Genomic DNA, 22219 nt, shown 5'->3' with positions numbered 1-22219 from the left:
CCCTGCGCCGCACCCCACCGGCGGGCTGGGCCGATCGGTCGGCCCGGCCCGCCGCCCCGACGGCATGTTCGCCGTCTTTCCATGAGACAAGTCAGGATGTTGCCGTGCAGGACACTCTGCTGGAGATGCGCTCCATCACCAAGACCTTTCCGGGCGTCAAGGCGCTCGACGAGGTATCGCTCAAGGTCCGCACCGGCGAGATCCACGCGATCTGCGGGGAGAACGGCGCCGGCAAGTCGACCCTTATGAAGGTGCTGTCCGGCGTCTATCCCGCCGGCACCTACGAGGGCGAGATCCACTACGACGGCGGCCTGGCCCAATTCCGCGACATCGCCGACAGCGAGCGCAGCGGCATCATCATCATCCACCAGGAACTGGCGCTGGTCCCGCTTCTGTCGATCGCCGAAAACCTCTTTCTGGGCAACGAGAACGCCGGGCGCGGCATCATCGACTGGCACGAGACCAACCAGCGCGCCGAGGGCCTGCTGCGCAAGGTCGGCCTGTCGGACGCGCCCACCACGCTGGTCGACAAGCTGGGCGTCGGCAAGCAGCAGCTGGTCGAGATCGCCAAGGCGCTGGCCAAGGACGTGCGGCTGCTGATCCTGGACGAGCCCACCGCGGCCCTGTCGGAAAGCGATAGCCAGACGCTGCTGGACCTGATGCTAGAGCTCAAGGCGCAGGGGATGACGCAGATCATCATCAGTCACAAGCTCAACGAGATCCGCCGCATCGCCGATACCGTCACCGTGATCCGCGACGGCCAGTCGGTCTCCAGCTTCGACACGGCGGGCGATGGCATCACCGAGGACCGGATCGTGCGCGACATGGTCGGCCGGTCGATGGAAAACCGCTATCCCGCCCGCACGCCCAAGATCGGCGAGCGCATCATGAAAGTCTCCGACTGGTCGGTGCACCATCCCGAACACGCCAACCGCCGCGTGATCCACGGCGTCGACTTCGACGTCCGCGCCGGAGAGGTCGTGGGCATCGCGGGCCTGATGGGCGCGGGACGGACCGAGCTTGCGATGTCGATCTTCGGCCGGTCCTGGGGTCAGGGCATCAGCGGCCAGGTCGAGATGCGTGGCAAACCGGTCGACGTCTCGACCGTGACGCGGGCCATCGACAACGGGCTGGCCTACGTGACCGAGGACCGCAAGAGCCTGGGCCTGATCCTCGACGACACGATCCAGCGCAACATCACGCTGGCCAACCTGGGCGAGGTCTCGAACGGGGTCGTGCTGAACGAACACGCCGAAACCGCCGTGGCGGAGAAATACCGCACCGATCTCGCGATCCGCACGCCGGGGGTCTTCCAGAAGGTGGGCAACCTGTCGGGCGGCAACCAGCAGAAGGTCGTGCTGTCGAAATGGCTCTTCGCCGGGCCCGAGGTGCTAATCCTCGACGAGCCCACGCGCGGCATCGACGTCGGTGCGAAATACGAAATCTACGGCCTGATCAACGATCTGGCCGCGGCCGGAAAGGGCGTGGTCATGATCTCGTCCGAGATGCCGGAACTTCTGGGCATGTGCGACCGCATCTACGTCATGAACGAAGGCGCCTTCGTCGGCGAGATGCCGGTGGCCGAAGCCAGCCAGGAGCGGATCATGTCGCTCATCGTCAATCACTAAGGGGAGGCCCACGGCATGACCATCGCCGAAGAGAAACTGGAAAGCCCGGAACAGGGGCGTGGCGGCGTCGGTGCCTATCTGGCCGCCAACTTACGCGAATACGGGCTGCTGTTCGCGCTCATCGCCATCATGGCGTTCTTCCAGATCGTCACCGACGGCACGCTGCTGCGGCCGATCAACGTGACGAACCTTCTGTTGCAGAACAGCTATATCGTCATCATGGCGCTGGGGATGCTGATCGTCATCGTCGCAGGCCACATCGACCTGTCGGTGGGGTCGGTGATGGGCTTCGTCGGTGCTCTGGCGGCGGTCATGGTGGTGAACCTGGGCTACTCGATCGGCGTGACGATGATCGCCTCGATCGCCGTCGGCGCGCTCATCGGCGGCGCGCAGGGCTATTGGATCGCCTACTGGAAGATCCCGTCGTTCATCGTCACCCTGGCGGGCATGCTGGTGTTCCGGGGTCTGTCGCTGTGGCTGCTGGCGGGCCAATCGGTCGGCCCCTTCCCGCGCGAGTTCCAGATCATCGCCACCGGCTTCGTCCCAGACCTGCTGCCGGGCGGCGCCGCCCTGGCCGAGTTGATCGACGTGCGCAATCTCAACGTGCTGGCCTTGTGCACGGGCATCGTCGCCGCCGTCTGGGTCGTCTGGTCGGGCCTGAAGCAACGCAACCGCAACAAGTCCTACGGGATCGAGGACGAGCCCCGCGCCTTCTTCGTGGCCCGGATCGCCGTCATCTCGCTGACGCTGGTCTTCATCCTCTACAAGCTGTCCACCTTCCGCGGCCTGCCCAACGTGCTGATCACCATGGGCGTGCTGACGGTGATCTACGCCTTCCTGACCGAGCGGACCGTACTGGGCCGGCGCATCTACGCGCTGGGCGGTAACGAGAAGGCCGCGAAGCTCTCGGGCATCAAGACCGAGCGCCTGACGTTCCTGGCCTTCGTCAACATGGGCATCCTCGCGGCCATCGCGGGACTGGTCTTCGCCGCGCGCCTCAACACCGCGACACCCAAGGCGGGCTTCGCGCTTGAACTCGACGTGATCGCCGCCGTCTTCATCGGCGGGGCGTCCATGTCGGGCGGCGTGGGCAAGATCGTCGGCGCGGTCGTGGGCGCCTTCCTCATGGGCGTGCTCAACAACGGCATGTCGATCATGGGGATCGGCATCGACTACCAGCAGATGATCAAGGGCCTCGTGCTGCTCGCCGCGGTCATCTTCGACGTCTACAACAAGCAGAAGGGCTGACCGTCATGGCATTCAAACCCGCCGAATGGCCCCGAAAGCTGCGGTCGCAGGACTGGTACGAGGGCGCCAGCCGCGACACGATCTACCACCGAGGCTGGATGAAGAACCAGGGCTACCCGCACGACATGTTCGACGGGCGTCCCATCATCGGCATCCTGAACACCTGGTCGGACCTCACCCCCTGCAACGGTCACCTGCGCGAGCTGGCCGAGAAGGTGAAGACCGGTATCCTCGAAGCGGGCGGTTTCCCGGTCGAGGTCCCGGCTTTCTCGGCCTCCGAGAACACCTTCCGCCCCACCGCGATGATGTTCCGCAACCTCGCCGCCATGGCGACCGAGGAGGCGATCCGCGGTCAGCCGATGGACGGCTGCGTGCTGCTGGTGGGCTGCGACAAGACCACGCCCAGCCTGATGATGGCCGCGGCGTCCTGCGACCTGCCGTCGATCGTCGTGACTGGCGGGCCGATGCTGAACGGCTACTTCCGCGGCGAGCGGGTCGGCTCCGGCACGCACCTCTGGAAATTCTCGGAAGCCGTGAAGGCCGGCGAGATGAGCCAGGAGGACTTCCTGGAAGCCGAGGCTTCCATGTCGCGCTCGACCGGCACCTGCAACACGATGGGCACCGCCAGCACCATGGCCAGCATGGCCGAGGCGCTTGGCATGTCCCTGTCGGGCAACGCCGCCATCCCGGCCGTCGACAGCCGCCGCCGGGTGATGGCGCAGATGTCGGGGCGCCGGATCGTGCAGATGGTCAAGGACGACCTCAAGCCGTCCGATGTGATGACCAAACAGGCGTTCGAGAACGCGATCCGCACCAACGCCGCCATCGGCGGGTCGACCAACGCCGTCGTCCACCTGCTGGCCATGGCTGGCCGCGTCGGGCTCGACCTGACGCTGGACGACTGGGACCGCTGCGGGCGCGACGTGCCAACGATCGTGAACCTGATGCCGTCGGGCAAGTACCTGATGGAGGAATTCTTCTACGCGGGCGGCCTTCCGGTCGTCCTCAAGCGTCTGGGCGATGCGGAGCTTCTGCACAAGGACGCGTTGACCGTCTCGGGCGGGCCGATCTGGGACGAGGTGAAGGACGTCCAGAACCACAACGAGGACGTGATCCTGCCCGCCGACAAGGCGCTGACCCAGTCGGGCGGCATCGTCGTGGTCCGCGGCAACCTCGCCCCCAACGGCGCGGTGCTGAAACCTTCCGCCGCGACGCCCGCGCTGATGCAGCACAAGGGTCGTGCGGTCGTCTTCGAGGATATCGACGACTACAAGGCGCGCATCAACGACGACGCGCTCGACATCGACGAGACCTGCATCATGGTGCTGAAGAACTGCGGCCCCAAGGGTTATCCCGGCATGGCCGAGGTGGGCAACATGGGGCTACCGCCCAAGGTGCTCAGAAAGGGGATCACCGACATGATCCGCATCTCGGACGCGCGTATGTCGGGGACCGCCTACGGGACGGTCGTGCTGCACACCTCGCCAGAGGCGGCCGCCGGCGGCCCGCTGGCCGTGGTGCGCTCGGGCGACATGATCGAGCTCGACGTCGCGAACCGCCGCCTGCACCTGGACATTCCGGACGCGGAACTGGCCGAACGGCTGGCCGCCTGGACACCGATGCACGAGGTCGCGACCTCGGGCTACCTGATGCTGCACCAGACCCACGTCGAAGGGGCCGACACCGGCGCCGACCTCGACTTCCTCAAGGGCTGCCGCGGCGCGCCCGTCGGAAAGGACAGCCATTGATGAAGATCGCGCTCGTCGGAATCGGCAAGATCGCGCTGGATCAGCATATCCCCGCGATCTCGGACAGCTCCGCCTGGGACCTCGCCGCGACGGTCAGCCGTCACGGCTCCGTCGACGGGGTGGAGGCCTTCACCGATCTGGACCAGATGCTGGAAAAGCGGCCCGATATCCGCGTCGTCTCGCTTTGCCTGCCGCCGGTGCCCCGCTTCGCCTACGCGATGCAGGCGCTCGAGGCGGGCCGTCACGTCATGCTCGAAAAGCCGCCCGGTGCGACGCTGGCCGAATGTCACGCACTCACCGCCAGGGCGCAGGCCGACGGGCTGTCGCTTTACGCCACATGGCATTCCCGGCAGGCCGACATGGTCGGCTCGGCGAAGGCGTGGCTGGCCGACAAGCGGCTGACCCGGCTGCACATCACCTGGAAGGAGGACGTCCGTCGCTGGCACCCCGGCCAGGAATGGGTCTGGGAGCCCGGCGGGATGGGCGTCTTCGATCCCGGCATCAACGCCCTGTCCATCGTGACCGAGATCCTGCCCCACCCGATCCATGTCAGCGACGCCCTGCTCAAGGTGCCAGAAAACCGGCAGACCCCGATCGCGGCCGAACTTCGCTTCTTTCACCCGCAGGGCGCGCAGGTGTCGGCAGACTTCGACTGGCGGCAGGAGGGCGACCAGACCTGGACCATCGAGGCCGAGACCGACGCAGGCACACTCACGCTGAGCGATGGTGGGGCCACCCTGCAGATCGACGGGAAGACCTCCGGCACGGCGGCCCCCCTGGGCGGCGAATACCCCCGACTTTACGCGCAGATGTCGGAGCTCGTCGAAGGCGGCGGCATCGACATGGACCTTTCCCCGATGACACTGGTCGCCGACGCCTGCACCCTCGGCCGCAGAGAGATCGTGGCCCCCTTCCAATTCTGACCCTGGCTGATGCGGCCCGACCGCAAGGAGAGATTATGAAAAGCCCCCTGACCGGCATCCTGCCCGTCGCCCCCACGCCGTTCCACGACGACGGGGCGGTCGACAAAGACGGCATGCGCCGCGTCCTCGATTGCATGATCGACCAGGGCGTGGACGCGATCTGCATCCTGGCGAACTACTCCGAGCAGTTCGTGCTGTCGGATTCCGAACGCGAGACCCTGACGAAGCTTTCGCTGGAACACGTGGCGGGCCGGGTGCCCGTCATCGTGACCACCAGCCATTTCAGCACCCAGGTCGCCGTCGATCGGGCCCGTACGGCCCAGTCCATGGGGGCCGCGATGCTGATGATGATGCCGCCCTATCACGGCGTGGGCCTCGCACCGCCCGAGCAGGGCATCTTCGAGCACTTCGAGGCCGTCTCGAACGCGATCGACATTCCCATCATGGTGCAGGACGCGCCGCTCTCGGGTGTCACCCTGTCGGTGCCGCTGCTCGCGCGCATGGCGAAGGAGATCGAGAACGTCAGCTACTTCAAGATGGAATCCCCCTTCGCCGCCGACAAGCTGGCGCAGCTTATCGACGCGGCGGGCGATCACATCGCGGGGCCCTTCGACGGGGAAGAAGCGGTCACGCTGCTGGCCGACCTGGATGCGGGCTGCACGGGGACCATGACATCCGCCCTGCAACCGGAACTGATCCGGCCGATCGTGGTTGACTACCTTGACGGGAACATGGATGCGGCACTCGCGGGCTGGCGCGACGCCCTGCCGCTGATCAATCACGAGAACCGCCAATGCGGCCTGCGAGCCGCCAAGGTGGTGATGAAGGAAGGCGGGGTGATCGGATCCGACCACGTGCGCCATCCGCTGAAACCCATGACGGCGCGCACCCGCGAGCGGTTGCTGCAACTGGCGGCCGAACGCGACGTGATCGCACTGCGCTGGGGCAAGTAAAGGACCTGACATGACATACCAACCACACGGCAAGCACCTCATCGCGGGCGACTGGGTCGCGAGCGATCAGACATTCACCTCCCAGCCCGTGACGGGCGACGGCCAATCCTATTCCTCGGGCGGCGCGTCCGAGGTCGACCGGGCCGTCCAGGCCGCGGAAGAGGCCTTCACGACCTACGGCTGGACCACGCGCGAAGACCGCGCCGTCTTTCTGGAAACCATCGCCGACGAGATCGAGGCCCGCGGCGAGGACATCACCCGCCTCGGCACCGCCGAGACCGGCCTGCCCGAGGGGCGCCTGCAAGGCGAGCGGGGCCGCACGACCGGCCAGTTGCGCATGTTCGCGGATCACATTCGCAAGGGTGACTACCTCGACCGGCGTCACGACGAAGCGCTGCCGGATCGTGCCCCCCTGCCCCGCCCCGACCTGAAGATGGTGCAACGCCCGATCGGCCCGGTCGCGGTCTTCGGCGCGTCGAACTTCCCGCTGGCCTTCTCCACCGCGGGGGGCGACACGGCCTCGGCGCTGGCGGCCGGTTGCCCGGTCGTGGTCAAGGGCCACCCCGCGCACCCCGCCACCGGCGAGATCGTGGCCGATGCGATCCACGCGGCGATCCAGAAGTGCGGTCTGCCTGCGGGCACCTTCTCGCTGATCCAGGGCACCAGCCACGAGTTGGGCAGCGCGCTGGTCCAGCACCCGCTGATCCAGGCCGTGGGTTTCACCGGCTCGCTGGGTGCCGGCCGCGCGCTCTACGATCTGTGCGCCGCACGTCCGACGCCGATCCCCTTCTTCGGGGAGCTCGGCTCGATCAACCCGGTTTTCGCGATGCCCGCCGCGCTGTCGAACCGCGCCGCCGAAATGGGGGAAGGCTGGGCCGGGTCGCTGACCATGGGCGTTGGCCAGTTCTGCACCAACCCCGGCATCGTTGTTGCCCCGAAGGGTGCCGATCTTGACACCTTCACCAAGGCCGCCACCGACGCGCTGACGGGTTCCGATGCCGCGGTCATGCTGACCGAGGGTATCGCCGATGCCTACAGCAAGGGCGTCTCCAGGGTGGCCTCCGCCGCGGGGGTGGAGGAACTGGTGTCCGGCTCCGGCGCGGGCCGCAACGCCACACCCGCCGTCTACCGCGTCAGTGCCGAGGACTGGTTGGGCAACGAGGATCTGGCCGAGGAGGTCTTCGGTCCCATGGGCCTTATCGTCACCACCGACGGCCCCGACCAGATGCTGGAGGTCGCGCGCAAGCTGGACGGTCAGCTGACGGTCACGCTGCAGATGGACGAAGGCGACACCGACACGGCGAAACCCTTCGTCCCGGTGCTGGAGCGCAAGGCCGGCCGCCTGCTGGTCAACGGCTTCCCCACGGGTGTCGAGGTCGCGGACGCGATGGTCCACGGCGGACCCTACCCGGCCTCGACCAACTTCGGCGCGACCTCGGTCGGCACGCTGGCGATCCGCCGCTTCACGCGGCCCGTCAGCTACCAGAACATGCCGGACGCGCTTCTGCCCAGCGACCTGTAAGGCAAGCCGTCGGCAAGAATGAAAGCGCCGCCCCTCGGGGCGGCGCTTTTCGCATGGGTGGTTTGACAAGGCATGCGTCGGCCGAAACGCCAGACCTACCTGGCGTGATGCGCCATGCCGTCGTCGTCGAAGAGGTGCAGCTGACTGGTGTCGAACTTCAGGTGAACGGTGTCGCCGGGACGGACCTCGGACAGGCCGCCGTCCAATGCGATCAGTTCGGTTCCGTCGTCGAGGTGCAGATGGACCAGCGTCCGGTCGCCCAGACGCTCGACCACGGTGGCCTTGCCGGACGTGTCGGCCGGCGAGGGTGTGACCTGGATGGCTTCGGGGCGGATCCCGAGTTCATAGGCGCCCGGCGGCAGATCGACCTGCAAGGCTATTCGCGCGCCGTTGCCCAGGGTCGAGACCTGTTCGGCGCCCCGGCCCGACAGGTCTGCCTTCAGGAAGTTCATCCCAGGGCTGCCCACGAAAGCCGCCACGAAACGCGACGCGGGCTTGAGGTAGACCTCCATCGGAGATCCGATCTGTTCGATCCGGCAGTTGTTCAAGATCACGATGCGGTCGGCCAGCGTCATCGCCTCGGTCTGGTCGTGGGTCACGTAGATCATGGTCGATTTCATGTTCTGGTGCAGCTCTGCCAGCTCCACCCGCGTGCGGACCCGCAAGGCCGCGTCGAGGTTCGAAAGCGGCTCGTCGAAGAGGAAGGCGGCAGGTTCCTTGACGATCGCGCGCCCGATGGCGACCCGCTGGCGTTGCCCCCCTGACAATTGCGCAGGCCGCCGGTCCAGAAGGGCGTCCATTTCGAGGATGCGGGCGGCAGTCTGCACGCGCTCCTCGATCTTGTCCTTGTCCATCCGTATGTTCCGCAGCCCGAAGGCCATGTTGTCGCGCACGGTCATGTGCGGATAGAGCGCATAGTTCTGGAACACCATGGCCACGTCCCGCTGACCCGGTGCAAGATGCTCGGATCGTTTTCCGCCGATCGTCAGTGTGCCCTCGTCGATCGTCTCGAGCCCCGCGATCATCCGCAGCAGCGTCGACTTCCCGGACCCCGACGGCCCGAGGAAGACGACGAATTCTCCCGACTTCACCTCGAGCGAGATGCGGTCGATGACCTTCACCCCGCCGAACGACTTGGTCACGGAGTTGAGAGCGATATCAGACATGGTCTGCCCCTTTGATCGTCCTGCAGGCGGTCATCCCTTGATCCCCGCGCTCAGCGTGATGGCCTGCGTCACCTTGCGCTGGAACAGCAGGTACGCCAGCGCCACCGGGAAGCCCGCCAGAACCGCGGCCGAGAGCTGCCGGGCGTAGTAGACCCCGAAGGCATCGAAGACCTGCGTGATGCCGACGGTGATCGTCATCATCTCGGTCTTGGTGACGGCGAGGAATGGCCACAGGAAGGCGTTCCACGCCCAGATGAAGGTGACGATGGACAGGGCCGTGGTGACGCCCCAGTTCATCGGGATGTAGATCCGGAACAGCACGTTCCATTCGCTGGCGTTGTCCATGGCGGCGGCTTCCCGGAAGTCCTTGGGGACCTGGTCGAAGAACTGCTTGTAGACGATGATGATGACCGGGTGGATCAACTGCGGCAGGATGATCCCGGCCCAACTGTTCAAGAGCCCCATGTCCGCCATCAGCACGAAGTGGTTGATGATCAGCACCTGCGTGGGGACCATGAAGCTGGCCAGGATCAGCCACCACAGGATCGTCCGGCCCGGAAACCGCAATTGCGACAGCGCGTAGCCCGCGAAAAGCGACGTGGTCACCGTCACCACCGTCACCCCCAGCGACGTCACGATGGAGTTGAGATACCATGCTCCGATCTGCGTCTCGGTCAGGGCGAACCAGTAGTGCCGGAAGGTCAGCGTGTCGGGCCAAAGCTCGATGAAGGGGCGGACGACCTCGTTCTCGGGCTTGAGGGAACTGACGATGCCCCAGTAGAGCGGGAAGGCCCAGAGCACCGCGATGACCACGGTCAGGACGGTCGTGATGCCGCCGATCCAGTTCACGCGCCTGACTGTTTTCGGGGTCATTTGTTGCGCTCCGACAGTCGCATGAGCTGGAAGTTCAGGGCCGCGATGATGATGACCATGATGAACAGCACGACGGCGATGGCCGCGGCCCGCCCGCCCTGGTTGTTCACGAAGGCGCGTTGGAAGATGTAGTAGACCATCACCAGGTTGTCGTTCGGCCGCCCGCCCTGGCTGAACAGGTAGACCTGGTCGAAGATCTTGAGCTGCAGGATCAGCTGGATCGTCAGCACCAGCGCCGTGATCGGCCACAGCAGCGGCCAGGTCAGGTGGCGGAAGGTGCGCCAGCGCGAGGTGTTGTCGAGCGACGCGGCCTCGTAGATCTCTTGCGGGATCGCACGCAGGCCCGCGAGGAACAGCAGCACCGAGAAACCGCAGGTCCACCAGATCGTGACGAAGGCCACCGCCGGCATGAAGAAGGTGCTTGTCTGGAAGACGGGAACCCGTTCGAGGCCCAATGCATCGAGCAGGTGCATCGCGATGCCGAACTGGAAGTTCATCGTCCAGTCCCAGATCCGGAACACGACCGAGACGGGCAGGATGTAGGGCAGGAAGAACAGCGCCAACACAAGCGACTGCAACCGTCCCGACAGGCGCGTCACCCCCAGCGAGATGGCGAGCGCCACCAATGTGCCCGGAATGACCGTGAGCGCCACGAAATAGGCCGTGTTCCAGAAGGCGGTGTTGAAGCGGCGGTCACGCGGCAGGCGCTCGTAGTTCTCCGTTCCGACGAAGTCGCCGGTGCCGATCAACGGGGCATCCTGGAAGGACAGGATGAACATGTCGACCGTGGGATAGACGAAGATCAGCCCGTAGATCGCCACGAAGGGGGCGACGAGGATATAGGCGATCAGCCATTCCTTCTTCGTATTGCGCAGCACGACATGGCCCTCTTGCCAGGTTTGGACCGGGGCGGGCGCGGGCCCGCCCCGACCGCATCAGCTTACATGTCGTTGAGTTCGTAGGTGATCTCTTCCACCGCCTCGGACGGGTCCATTTCGCCGTTCAAGGTCGGGACGAAGTAGGTCGACATCACGTCGAAGATCGGTCCGGCGACACCGGCCAGCGGCGTCTTGGGATCGTAGATCATGTTCTCCGTCAGGGACGAGTAGGTCGCGTTGGGCTCCATCGCCTGGTATTCATCCGTGCCCTGAACGCTGTTGTTGGCCGGGATATGGCCGGCCGTCGCCCAGAACAGCGAATTGTTCGAGAACCACGACATCACCTCAAGCACCGCGGCGCGCTTTTCCTCGGACATGTCGTTGCCCGCGGGGATCGCGAAGACGTGGCTGTCGGAATAGGTCGCGGGCTGATCGAAGATGACCGGCAGTTCGACCGCGCCCCAGTTGAACAGGTTCCCCTCGGCTTCGAGGTCGATCATCGTGGGCACTTCCCAGACGCCGTTGATCATCATCCCGGCTTCGCCGTTGGTGAAGAGCGCCACGGTTGCGGGGTAGTCCGTGTAGGTCGACTGGAACCCCGCGTTGGTCCATTCCTGCAGGACGGTCAGCGCGTTCTCCAGCTTTTGGGGGTTGTCGCCGGCCAGAAATTCGCCATCGGTCATCAACTCGCCGCCCTGCTGACCCATCAGCGAATAGATCGTGCGGAACATGAAGTTGCCGTCCGCCGTGACCGAGGCGAGCGGGAAGTTGACCGAGCCGCTGTCCTGCAGCGCCTGCAGCGTCTGCGTGAAGCCTTCGCGGGAGTCGAGCCCCATCGGCAGGCCGTCCTCGGTCAGGCGACCGGCCTCTTCCAGTGCGTCCTTGTTGTAATAGAGCACGATCGGATGCGTATCGAGCGGCATGCCGTATTGCGCGCCGTCGGCCGAGACCGCGTCCCAGATCGACGGCGCGAAATCGTCCTCCCCAAGGCCCATCGTCTCGAAATCCGCGGGTGTCAGCTCCTGCAGCAAGCCCTGATCGATGGCCAAGGGGATGCGGCTGGAATGATAGGTCATGATGTCGGGGGCTTCGCCAACGGCGACGGATGTCTGCACCTTGGTGTAATAGGGAACGCCCCACTCCAGGGTGGTCGCGTCGATCACGATCTCCCCTTCGTGGGCCGCGTTGAAGTCTTCGATCATCTGCTTCATGCGCACGCCGTCGCCGCCCGCCAGGAAATCCCACCAGACCACGGTTTCCTGAGCCTGCGCGGCGGATGCCACCACGGATGCGGTCGCGATTGCCAAGAACTTGTTCATTGTAATTCCTCCAGGTTGGCGGCCCCTCCAGACCGCGTGAAAAAGGTACAGGACCAGTCGATTCGCGCCAACGAAATACTGATACGTACCCAAAAGACCGGTACGCCGTGTCAGAGGTGGACCCGGAACATCGAATAGCTGTAGGGCGGCAAGGTCAGCGTCAGCTTGCCGTCCTCCAACCGCGCCCCGTCGCCCGTCCGCGGCGACACGGTGTCAGGCGCCTCTTGCGTGTTCGTCGCCTCCAGATCGTCGTGCTTGATCAGCGTATGTTCGACCGACCCGACCGCGCCGAAGCCCTCGATCGCGACGTCGACCTCCAGCGCCTCTTCGCCGTGGCGATTGACGGCGAAGAATGTCAGCGCCCCCTCCTCCGTATCGTGCACGCCCGAGATATCGAGGTAGGAGACGTTGTCGGACACGTCGGAGCCGTAACCCGCGCAGTCCACGTCCAGCCGCAGCGCCGTGCCACGCCCGTGGGCGGATGCGAACTTGAACGGCCAGAAGATCGTCTGCCGCCAGGCGTCGCCGTTGGGTGCCGTCATGATCGGCGCGATCACGTTCACCAGCTGCGCGATGCAGGCCACGCGCACCACGTCGGAGCGGCGAATGAAGGTGTTCAGGATGCAGCCCACCTGCAGCACGTCCTCGAAATTGTAGACGTCCTCCAGCAGCGGCGGCGCGAAGGGCCAGTCCCACTTGGACAGCTTCTCCATGTCGTCCTTGCGGTTGTGGTACCAGACGTTCCACTCGTCGAAGGAGATCTTCACATCGTGCTTGGCGCGCTTCTTGCCCTTGATGAAGTCGATCGTGCCCGCGATCGTACCGATGTAGCGATCCAGTTTCTCGGGCAGGGCCAGGTATTCTGCGGTGTTCTTCTCGTAGTTCTCGAAATACATGTGCAGCGAGATCAGGTCGACGTTCTCGTAGGTGTGCTCCAGCACCGTCGCTTCCCACTGGGGATAGGTGTCCATGCCGGGGCCGGAGGAGCCGCAGACCACCAGTTCCAGGTCGCTCTGGTAGCCTCGCATGGCCTTGGCGACTTCGTTTGCAAGGTGGCCGTACTCCTCCGCCGACTTGTGGCCAACCTGCCAGGGGCCGTCCATCTCGTTGCCCAGGCACCAGGTTTTCACCCCCCAGGGCGCGGCACGACCGTTCTGCTTGCGCAGGTCCGACCAGTAGGTCCCGCCGGGATGGTTCACGTATTCCAGGAAGGCCCGCGCTTCATCCAGCCCGCGGGAGCCGAGGTTCACGGCCAGCATCATCTCGGTATTGGCCCGTTCGGCCCAATCGGCGAATTCGTGTATGCCGACCTGGTTGGATTCGCTGGTGCGCCAGGCAAGATCGAGGCGCACGGGACGGTCTTCCTTCGGGCCGATCCCGTCCTCCCAATTGTAAGCGGAGACGAAGTTGCCGCCCGGATAGCGGCAGATCGGCGTATCCAGTTCGCGGACCAGGTTCAGGACGTCCTGTCGCATGCCCGTGCCGTCGGCCGTCGGATGACCGGGCTCATGGATGCCGGTGTAGACAGCCCGCCCCATGTGTTCGAGGAACGAACCGTAAAGCCGCTTGTCGATTTCCGAAATCGTATAGCGCGCATGCGCGGTGACCTTGGCCTTCATGACCCCCTCCCCATTCGTATCCGGGTATCAGGTTCATACCGGATTTATGGGTACCGTCACGGATTGATGCCCCCCTGTCAATGGGCAAGATCACGTCCGAAGACGCATCACGATGTCCTGGTCGTAGTTGCCGAATCCTCGGCCGAAGATATTCATGCCGCCGGGATGATCGGCGTCGTCGCGCACCCCGATGCGCATGCGGATGGACCGGTGATTGTCCAGCGCCAGATCGCCCAGCGTCACCTCGGACACGCGGACCCCGTCGACGAAGCTTCCCATCCCGTTGATGCGCCAGTTCTTGAGCTTGCCGTATTGCGACCCGCTCAGCTTCCACCAGTCGGGCGTGTAGACGCCGCGCTTGTCCCCGAAGTCCCCGGGCGATGTCCAGGTGGCCACGTCGATCCCGTTGACCGCCAGCGAGATGTCGGACGGCCAGTCGGCGCTGGTCCCAGGCACCTCCGACGACAGTTCCAGGGAAAATTCGAGTGCCTTGGGCTTCTGATTCAACAACTTGAGATTGTTCGGGAACTGATATTCCACGAAGCCGCGCGTGAACCACAAGAGCCCCGCCTTCATGCGATCCGGCTCGAGGAAGGTGTCGGGCACGTCCAGAAGTCCGATGACGCCGTCGGGGCCGCACAACCCACAGGGCGCCGAAACCTCGCACCGGGTATAGAGCCCGATCGGCATGGAAACCTCCATTCCGTCGTCTTCGCCTTCGACCGGCGCATCCTTGAAGCCGATGAGGATTTCCGAAAACACCGACTCGCAGATCTTCTGACTGCCCTTGCGAGCCTTTTCGGTCCGGGTCCGGACCAGGTTCACCTTCTCGAGGATCTGCAGGTTCGAGGAGATCGTCGACTGCGGCAGATCCAGTTCTTCCGCGACCCGGTTGACGTTGAGCGGGCCCTTCGCCTCCAGCAGGCGGATGATCTGCACACGCACCTTGCTGGCCAACCCCTTGATGACATCGAGTTGGTCCAGGGGATCGACGACCAGAAATTTATTCGACATGAAACCGCCCGCAAGCTTGCTGAATGCGACATACGTATCAATAAATCGGGTATGAAAAAACCGGAATCTCCAAACGGACGCCCTGGAAGGCCGACAAATGGTGATGCTTATCCCCAAGAGGCGACCGCTTTCGGCCCATGATCAACCCAAGGGGCAAGCATCGTAATACCTTGCGCATTACTGCTGCGACCACGAATCCAGAACCCGGACCGGCGGCCCGGACCACGGCGCGTCCCTCAGCGCGCTCTAGTCGGTCGCGGTTCGGCCTTGCAGAAGGCGCGGCAGGCTCTCCTCGATCCAGTCGGCAAGAACGCCCAGCTTACCCGCCGCCTCTTCGCCCAGCGGGGTGAGGCGGTATCTCACGTGCGGCGGGACTGTCTCATGAGAGATACGCGCCACCAGACCGTCGGCGGTCAGTTGCTTCAAGGTCTGAGACAGCATCCGCTCGCTGATACCGCCGATCCTACGACGCAGGGCTCCGAACCGCTGCGGCTCCGGCCCGAGGGCGAAGAGCGTCAATCCGCCCCAGCGGCTGGTCATATGGGTCAGGATCTGCCGGGAGGGACATTTCGGCGAAAGAAGATCGCCGCGGGAAAATGCGGGCGGCTCGTCGATCCGCCCACCGGGCTTTGCACCTTTTTCCATACTTACCCTTTCGTGCGTACTTCCAAAACGGTCGCGGCTCTTTTAGCTCCGTCAGCAGACAGACGAAAGGACAAACCATGACACTCGCAATCACCGGCGCGACCGGACAACTCGGACGGCTCGTCTTGCAAAAGCTTCGCGACCGGGGCGCGCAGACGCCCGTCGTGGCGCTCGTGCGCGATACCGAGAAGGCGCAGGATCTTTCGGTCGAGACGCGCCATTTCGACTACGATAAGCCCGACACCCTGGCGCCCGCGCTCGACGGGGTCGACACGCTCCTGCTCATCTCCGGCAGCGAGATCGGCCAACGCGAAACCCAGCACCGCCACGTCATCGACGCGGCCAAGGCCGCCGGCGTACGTCACGTCATCTACACCAGCGTCCTGCATGCCGACACCTCGCCGCTGGACCTGGCCGCCGAACATCGCGCGACCGAGTCCATGCTGGCCGACAGCGGCCTGACCGTCACGCTGCTGCGCAACGGCTGGTACACCGAGAATTACACCGGATCAGTGCCTCCGGCCGTCGAGAACGGTGCCTTCATCGGGGCTGCGGGGGATGCGAAACTCTCGACCGCCAGCCGCGAGGATTTCGCCGAGGCCGCCGGCGTGGTGGCAACGGATCCCGGCCTTGAAGGCCGGACCTTCGAGCTGGCAGGCGACCGGGCCTACACCCTGACGGAACTGGCTGCAGAAATCTCGCGCCAGACCGGCAAGGATATCCCTTACGTCGACATGACGGAGGATGAATATGCAAACGCCCTGCGCGACGCCGGTCTGCCCGGGCCGGTCGCCGGGATGATCGCCGGTGCGGACACCGCGGCCGCAAAGGGCGCCTTGCACGACGAAAGCGGAACGCTCTCGCACCTCATCGGTCGCCCGACGACGCCGATGTCGGCCTCGGTCAAGGACGCATTGTCCTGACACCGAACATGGCTTGCCCCGCTTCGCGCCCGAGCGATCCAAGCGGGGCGGGCCGAAGACAGGATCTGTCTCGACAGGCCTGATATTTGCGCGTCGGCAAGACTCGGGACGACCGCCGCCGGCACCTGCGATGACCGGGAATACCGGCACGCGTTCGTCTTGAAAGGCGGGGCGGCAGGCCCAGCCCTCTACTCAGGCCGTCGGGCGCTCGATCTGAAGCGCCGGGGCCCCGAGGTCCGCCGTATTCGCACGCCGCGGCAGCGCCCGGCCGTCGGAATCGAAGAGGTGGCAATCGGCGGTCGAGAAGGTCACGTCGATCGGGGTTTCCGCCGGAACGGTTTGCGTGCCCGGCAGGACGAAGCAGAACGTCTCCTCCCGGTCGGGCAGCGGTGCGTAGCCGATGGTATTCTGACCGAGATATTCCATCACCGAGGGGGTTACGGTCATCGACGCGTTCCCGCCGCCGAGGGTGATATGCTCTGGCCGGACGCCCAGCGTAAGCGGCGCACCGGCAAGCTGCGACCGCCGGCTGGGCGGGGCCTCGACCTCGACATGCAGGCGTTGGCCGTTGAAATCGACCGTCACGCCCGTGTCCGTCACCTCCTTGCAGGTGACGGGCAGGAAATTCATGCGCGGGTTGCCGATGAAGCCCGCGACGAAGGTGTTCTGCGGCTTGTGGTAAAGCTCGAGCGGCGCACCGACCTGGGCGATGTCGCCTGCGTTCAGCACGACGATGCGGTTGGCCATCGTCATCGCCTCGATCTGGTCGTGCGTGACGTAGATCATCGTGGCGCCAAGCTGCTTGTGCAGGCGTGTAAGCTCGATGCGCATGTCGGCGCGCAGGGCCGCGTCGAGGTTCGACAATGGCTCGTCGAACAGGAAGATCTCTGGTTCGCGCACGATGGCCCGGCCGATCGCGACCCGCTGACGCTGGCCACCCGACAGGTTGCCGGGGCGCTGGTCGAGCCGGTTCTCCAGGTGCAGGATTTGGGCCGCGGATTCGACCTTGGACTTGATCTCGGACGCGGGCGCGCCTTCGACGCGGAGGGGAAAGGCGATGTTCTCGAAGACGGACATGTGCGGGTAGAGCGCGTAGGACTGGAACACCATGGCGATGCCGCGGTCGACGGGCGCCAGGTCGTTGACCCGCTTGCCGTCGATGACGATGTCGCCGTCCGTGGTGTGTTCCAGCCCCGCGATCATGCGCAACAAGGTGGACTTGCCGCAACCCGACGGCCCGACGAAGACCATGAATTCACCTTCGTGGACGTCAAGCGACACGTCCTTCACGACCTCGAAGGTCCCGAACGTCTTCGTGATCTGCTTGAGGGATAGCTGGCCCAAGGCGGGTCTCCTGCGAAATTCTGGGTATGGCCGCGATGGGCAGTTGAAGGCGTGCCCGACCCCGGGGGCCGGGCACGCTTGGTCTTACTTGTACTCTTCGAGTTCCCCGGCGGCGTCGGACAACGCCTCCTGCGGCTCGGCCGCGCCGGTCACGACCGATTGCACCATCTCGATCATGACATTCTGGAAGCCCTTGTAGTCGGTGAACAGCGGCTCGGGTCCGCCAAACTCGATGCCGTCGATGAACGGCTGCCAGTACGGCCCGGCCGCCAGCATGTCGTCCACGGCCTGACCCGGACGCAGCGGCGTCAGACTGGCCGCACCGCCCGCTTCATAAGCTTCCTGTACTTCGGGCGAGGTGATGAACTTGGCGAATTCGATCGCCTTGTCCTCGACCCCGGTGCCGTCGAAGATCGCGAGGCTGTCGGTGATCAACAGCGTGCCCGGACCTTCGGCATCGGGGCCCAGCGGCAGATCGGCCACACCCCAGTCGATGTCGGTGTCCTCCAGCAGGAAGGCCGCCCCGACGGAGGTCTGGATCATGCCCACGGACCCGTCGAGGAAGATGGCACGCATCTCGTTCTGCTCGTAGGCGGTGGCGCCTTCGACCGAATAGGGCGTGATGTCCTGGTAGGCCTCAAGGGCGGCCAGCACTTCGGGGCTGTCCATGACGATGTTGCCGTCGGCGTCGATGATCTGACCGTTGTTGGTGTACACCCAATGCAGGAACTGGTGCATGGTGTTGTCCATTGTCTTCGCCGGAAGACCGTAACCCGCCTTGTCGGTGTTCTCGGTGATCTGACGGGCGAAGTCGATCGTCTCTTCCCAGGTGGCGGGCGGCGTTTCGGGGTCGAGGCCGGCTTCCTCGAAGATGCCCTTGTTCCAGTAGAACGCCTTGGTCGAGAAGGCGATCGGCACGCCCCACTGGGTGCCTTCGAAGGTCACCGTCTCGACGATGTTGGGGTAGTACTCAGCCTGCTCCTCCTCGGACATCGGCACCGGCACGATCAGCTCGTTCAGGGCGAATTCCTTGAGCGTGCGCGAGCCCACGTAGGCCATGGCGACGGGGCTGCCCGCGGCGGCCAGCGTGGTGGCCTTGTCCTGGCACTGGGCCCAGCCGACGACCTCGGGGGTGACGGTCCAGCCTTCGTTCTCGGCTTCCCATTCGGCGATGTACTGCTCGTGCACCGGGTCGATGCTGTCGCCGCAGTAGATCCAGCTGATGTCCTCGGCGAAGGCGGGCAGCGCCGTCGTCGAGGCCAGCATCACGCCGATCAGGCTTTTCTGGACGGGTGTGGTCATGTCGAACTCTCCTTGTTGGATGGTTTGTTATTTTATCGCCCCGGCGGTCAGCCCGCCGACGAGATAGCGTTGCAGGAAGAAGATGATGACCAGCGCGGGGGCGATCCCCACGAAGCTGGCCGCCATCAATTCGTTCCAGACGACCTCCTGCCGGCCGAAGAAGGCGAAGAGCCCCACCGGCAACGGCATGAATTCCGTTTTCGAGTTGAACGTCAGCGCGAAGATGAACTGCTGCGCATAGGCGCCGATGAAGGTCATGATCGCCACCACGATGATGCCCGGGCGCGCCAGAGGCAGGATCACCCGGCGGAAGGTGTAGAACTGCGACGCGCCGTCCATGTAGGCCGCCTCGTTCAGCTCGGGCGGGATCCGCATCATGTAGGTGCGCAACAGCCAGATCGCCGAGGGGATCAGGAAGGCCGCCCCGGGGATGATCATCGCCCAGTAGGTGTTCAGGATCCCCAGCGTGCGCATCAGCCGGAAGAGCGGGATCAGCAGCACCGCGCCCGAGAACATCGACACCGCGAGGAACGCCCCCAGCAACAGCGGCATGCCCTTGAAGCTGAACCGCGCGAAGGCATAGGCCGCCGGCACCACGAGGACCAGCACGATGAGCGTCGCCGCCGTCGCGATCAGCAGCGAGTTGAAGATGTAGAGCGCGAAGTAGGGGATCCGATCCCACATGGTCACATAGGCCTCGAACGAGGCGTTCTCCGGCCAGAAGTTGTAGGGCGTGGAGAAGAGCTGCGACAGCGGCTTGAGGCTGACCAGGAACCCTTCGACGAAGGGGGCCAGCATGAAGGCCAGGAAGACGAAGATCCCAAGGTAGATCAGCACGACCTCGAACCAGGTGTAGCGGTCCATCATGGCGCTCGTCCGGGTCCGCTTCGAGAAGGGATTGGCCAGTGTCAGGATGCGGGTGGCACGGCGGGCTGGGTTCATCATGGCGGGCTCAGACCTTTTCCTGGCGGGACAGTTTGCGGGTCATGCGGAAGTAGGCGATGCAGAACAGCGACAGGAAGATGCAGATCACGACGGCCCGTGCGGCGCCCTGCCCGTATTTCTTCGACCCGATCGCGGTCTGGTAGGTGTCGATGATCATCGTCGTGGTCGATCCCGAGGGGCCGCCCTGCGTGAGGATCCAGATGATGTCGAAACTGTTGAACGTGGCGATCAGCGACAACATCGACATGGTGATGATCGCGGGCGCCATCAGTGGCAGCGTGATCCGGCGGAAGCGGTACCAGCGGCTTGCTCCATCAGTCCAGGCGGCCTCGTAGAGGTCGCGGGGAATGGCCTGGATCGCGGCCAGGAAATAGATCGTGACCATCGGCACGCCGATCCAGACATCGGTAACGATCGTCGCCCAGTAGGCGGTGTTGCCGTAGGCTAGGAAGGCCACGGGTCCGTCGACGAAGCCGAACCGCTGCAACAGGCCGGAGATCATCCCGAACTGGCCGTTGTACATCCAGCCCCACATGAAGATGCCGATCGCCATGGGCACGATCCACGGCGGCATCGTCAGGATCCGAAAGAGGTTCCGCCCCGGCACCGCGCAGTTCAGCAAGACCGCGCCGAACATGCCGATCACCATCTTCAGCAGGACCGAGAAGAACGTCCAGGTGAAGGTGCGCAGGATGATCTCCGCGAAGTCGCGGTCGAAGATCCGGGTGTAGTTCTCCCATCCGACGTAATTCACCGTCTTGCGCAACGAGGCATCGGTGAACGACAGCCGGACGGTCTCGACCAGCGGCCAGGCCACAATGACCAGCACGTAGAGGATCGCCGGCGCCAGAAGCGCCCAGGCGAAATACCATGCGGCGCGCGATTGGGTCATGCGACGGCTCCCTTGCGGGTCAGCGCCTCGTCGTAGCGGTCCCAGATCGGGCGCATGTCGATCACCTGCCGGCTGCGCCGCGCATCGTCCATCGTCAGCGCGAGGATACCGGCCTCGAGCGCGTCGAGCGGCGAGACCGGCAGCGGTCCATCCTTCATGACGTGTGCCACGACCTCGGCGGCCATCGTCTCGTCCGCGCCGTAGTGCTGGGAAAGGGCGGTGGCCTGGTAGGTCTTGTCGATGGTGGTCGCCTCCGTCAGAACATCGGTGACCTTGAAGTCCGCCCTGATGAAGTCGCCTTCCGCCTGGCCCTTGGTGCCGAAGACGGCGAAGCGGCGAAACTGGTCGGGCGCATTCAGGTTGGTGTGGAAGTTCATGCCGACACCATTGGCGTATTCGATGATCGCCACCTGGTAGTCGATGATGTCCCCGTCATTGTCGAAGACCTTGTCCGACCCGTTCCAGCCCGAAGGTTTGCGGTGGAAAAGGCTCATGTCGTTGACGCCCTCGGACCGCGGATCGTTTTCCGGCACGAAGGTCTTGCGCCCGCCGAAGCTGGCCACCCGTTCGGGCCGCGCGCCGATCAGACCGTTGTAGAGGTCGAGGTCATGGCAGCATTTTTCCAGCATGAAGCTGCCGGACCATTTCTCGTAGCGGCGCCAGTCGCGCATGAAGAAGGCGCCGTGATAGGGATAGATGTGCTCCGCCGCCTCGACAGAGACGATCTTGCCCAGCAACCCGTCGTCGCGCGCCTTGATCAGGTCGCGGTAGAGCGGCGCGTAGCGCAGCACCAGCCCCACGAGCAGACGTTCCGGTCCGTGTTTCGCCATGAGCTCGGCCAGGGCGAAGGTCTGCTCGATGGTCGAGACGATGGGCTTCTCGCTGAAGATCTTGTTGCCCGCCTCCAGCCCCAGCCGGATGTGATCGAGGTGCAGGTGATTTGGCGAGCCGATCATCAGCAGGTCGTATCCGCCCGCCTTCACCAGCTCTTCGGGCGAGGCGTGCTGCAGTCCCGGGCTGATGCCGTGTTCGTCCAGAACGGTCATTCCGGCCGGTTCGGGGTCGTGAAACCCGACGATTTCGAAGTCGGGATCCATCTCGTTGAAGACGTGACCGAGGTATCCCAGGCGATACCCCAAACCGATGATGGCGACCTTCATGCCACGACTCCACAAACGAAATTCATTTTCTGATGTTGGCCGTTACATGGCGTTTACGTCAAGTTATTTCCGCATATTTTTTCAATCAGCCGGGAACCCTGTAATTCATTTTCACAA

Annotated in this window: 19 protein-coding genes; 7 read left to right on the top strand and 12 right to left on the bottom strand. The window is 64.6% G+C overall.

Annotated elements, in window-relative coordinates:
• The first annotated feature begins 125 nt into the window (after positions 1 to 125).
• The 6 genes from mmsA to EU805_RS03865 are packed head-to-tail and all read left to right on the top strand — an operon-like array spanning position 126 to position 8022.
• Positions 126 to 1628 carry a multiple monosaccharide ABC transporter ATP-binding protein gene (gene mmsA, locus EU805_RS03890; protein ID WP_129762737.1) on the top strand — a complete coding sequence of 501 codons (1503 nt, stop codon included), beginning with the start codon at positions 126 to 128 and terminating at the stop codon, positions 1626 to 1628.
• A 15-nt stretch (positions 1629 to 1643) separates the two neighbouring features.
• On the top strand, positions 1644 to 2876 hold the full coding sequence (gene mmsB, locus EU805_RS03885) for a multiple monosaccharide ABC transporter permease (protein ID WP_129762609.1): 1233 nt from the start codon (positions 1644 to 1646) through the stop codon (positions 2874 to 2876).
• Between the two features lie 5 nt (positions 2877 to 2881).
• Positions 2882 to 4624, top strand: a complete 1743-nt coding sequence (gene araD, locus EU805_RS03880) for an L-arabinonate dehydratase (RefSeq protein ID WP_129762608.1) — start codon at positions 2882 to 2884, stop codon at positions 4622 to 4624.
• Entirely contained in the window at positions 4624 to 5547 is a 924-nt protein-coding gene (locus EU805_RS03875) for a Gfo/Idh/MocA family protein (protein WP_129762607.1), read from the top strand. Before araD ends, EU805_RS03875 begins: the two co-directional genes overlap by 1 nt.
• Positions 5548 to 5582: 35 nt before the next feature.
• A complete protein-coding gene (locus EU805_RS03870) occupies positions 5583 to 6500 on the top strand; it encodes a dihydrodipicolinate synthase family protein (RefSeq protein ID WP_129762606.1) in 918 nt (305 codons plus the stop codon).
• 10 nt (positions 6501 to 6510) lie between these two features.
• Complete coding sequence (locus tag EU805_RS03865; RefSeq protein ID WP_129762605.1) at positions 6511 to 8022, top strand: aldehyde dehydrogenase (NADP(+)); 1512 nt, start codon at positions 6511 to 6513, stop codon at positions 8020 to 8022.
• A gap of 95 nt (positions 8023 to 8117) precedes the next feature.
• On the opposite strand, the gene EU805_RS03860 is transcribed toward EU805_RS03865, so the two are convergent.
• The 7 genes from EU805_RS03860 to EU805_RS03830 all read right to left on the bottom strand — a co-directional run bounded on the left by EU805_RS03860 (position 8118) and on the right by EU805_RS03830 (position 15536).
• The gene (locus tag EU805_RS03860; RefSeq protein WP_129762604.1) at positions 8118 to 9188 is read right to left on the bottom strand and encodes an ABC transporter ATP-binding protein; all 1071 of its coding nucleotides are present in this window, start codon (positions 9186 to 9188) and stop codon (positions 8118 to 8120) included.
• Between the two features lie 30 nt (positions 9189 to 9218).
• Complete coding sequence (locus EU805_RS03855; protein WP_129762603.1) at positions 9219 to 10061, bottom strand: carbohydrate ABC transporter permease; 843 nt, start codon at positions 10059 to 10061, stop codon at positions 9219 to 9221.
• Positions 10058 to 10939, bottom strand: a complete 882-nt coding sequence (locus EU805_RS03850) for a carbohydrate ABC transporter permease (protein WP_129762602.1) — start codon at positions 10937 to 10939, stop codon at positions 10058 to 10060. The genes EU805_RS03855 and EU805_RS03850 overlap by 4 nt, the downstream gene beginning before the upstream one ends.
• A gap of 62 nt (positions 10940 to 11001) precedes the next feature.
• Entirely contained in the window at positions 11002 to 12258 is a 1257-nt protein-coding gene (locus tag EU805_RS03845; protein WP_129762601.1) for an extracellular solute-binding protein, read from the bottom strand.
• 110 nt (positions 12259 to 12368) lie between these two features.
• Positions 12369 to 13877 (bottom strand): alpha-N-arabinofuranosidase, encoded by a 1509-nt coding sequence (locus EU805_RS03840; protein WP_129762600.1) that lies wholly within the window; start codon positions 13875 to 13877, stop codon positions 12369 to 12371.
• Positions 13878 to 13967: 90 nt separating this feature from the next.
• Entirely contained in the window at positions 13968 to 14891 is a 924-nt protein-coding gene (locus EU805_RS03835; protein WP_129762599.1) for a transcriptional regulator, read from the bottom strand.
• A 246-nt stretch (positions 14892 to 15137) separates the two neighbouring features.
• Positions 15138 to 15536 (bottom strand): helix-turn-helix domain-containing protein, encoded by a 399-nt coding sequence (locus tag EU805_RS03830; protein ID WP_129762598.1) that lies wholly within the window; start codon positions 15534 to 15536, stop codon positions 15138 to 15140.
• Between the two features lie 77 nt (positions 15537 to 15613).
• Here EU805_RS03830 and EU805_RS03825 point away from each other — a divergent pair, with 77 nt between their 5' ends.
• A complete protein-coding gene (locus EU805_RS03825) occupies positions 15614 to 16459 on the top strand; it encodes an SDR family oxidoreductase (protein WP_129762597.1) in 846 nt (281 codons plus the stop codon).
• 192 nt (positions 16460 to 16651) lie between these two features.
• On the opposite strand, the gene EU805_RS03820 is transcribed toward EU805_RS03825, so the two are convergent.
• From EU805_RS03820 to EU805_RS03800, 5 genes are all read right to left on the bottom strand, one after another.
• Positions 16652 to 17803, bottom strand: coding sequence for an ABC transporter ATP-binding protein (locus EU805_RS03820; RefSeq protein ID WP_129762596.1), 1152 nt, complete (start codon positions 17801 to 17803; stop codon positions 16652 to 16654).
• An 84-nt stretch (positions 17804 to 17887) separates the two neighbouring features.
• Complete coding sequence (locus tag EU805_RS03815; RefSeq protein WP_129762595.1) at positions 17888 to 19105, bottom strand: ABC transporter substrate-binding protein; 1218 nt, start codon at positions 19103 to 19105, stop codon at positions 17888 to 17890.
• Between the two features lie 27 nt (positions 19106 to 19132).
• Positions 19133 to 20050: a carbohydrate ABC transporter permease gene (locus EU805_RS03810; RefSeq protein WP_255465841.1), complete on the bottom strand. Its 918-nt coding sequence runs from the start codon at positions 20048 to 20050 to the stop codon at positions 19133 to 19135.
• A 7-nt stretch (positions 20051 to 20057) separates the two neighbouring features.
• Entirely contained in the window at positions 20058 to 20942 is an 885-nt protein-coding gene (locus EU805_RS03805) for a carbohydrate ABC transporter permease (RefSeq protein ID WP_129762594.1), read from the bottom strand.
• Complete coding sequence (locus EU805_RS03800) at positions 20939 to 22102, bottom strand: Gfo/Idh/MocA family protein (protein ID WP_129762593.1); 1164 nt, start codon at positions 22100 to 22102, stop codon at positions 20939 to 20941. The genes EU805_RS03805 and EU805_RS03800 overlap by 4 nt, the downstream gene beginning before the upstream one ends.
• Between the last annotated feature and the right edge of the window lie 117 nt (positions 22103 to 22219).

The organism is Salipiger sp. IMCC34102 (assembly GCF_004145405.1).
GTDB lineage: Bacteria > Pseudomonadota > Alphaproteobacteria > Rhodobacterales > Rhodobacteraceae > Loktanella.
Note: the sequence above shows the minus strand (reverse complement) of the source record. Positions and strands in the feature narration are given on the sequence as shown.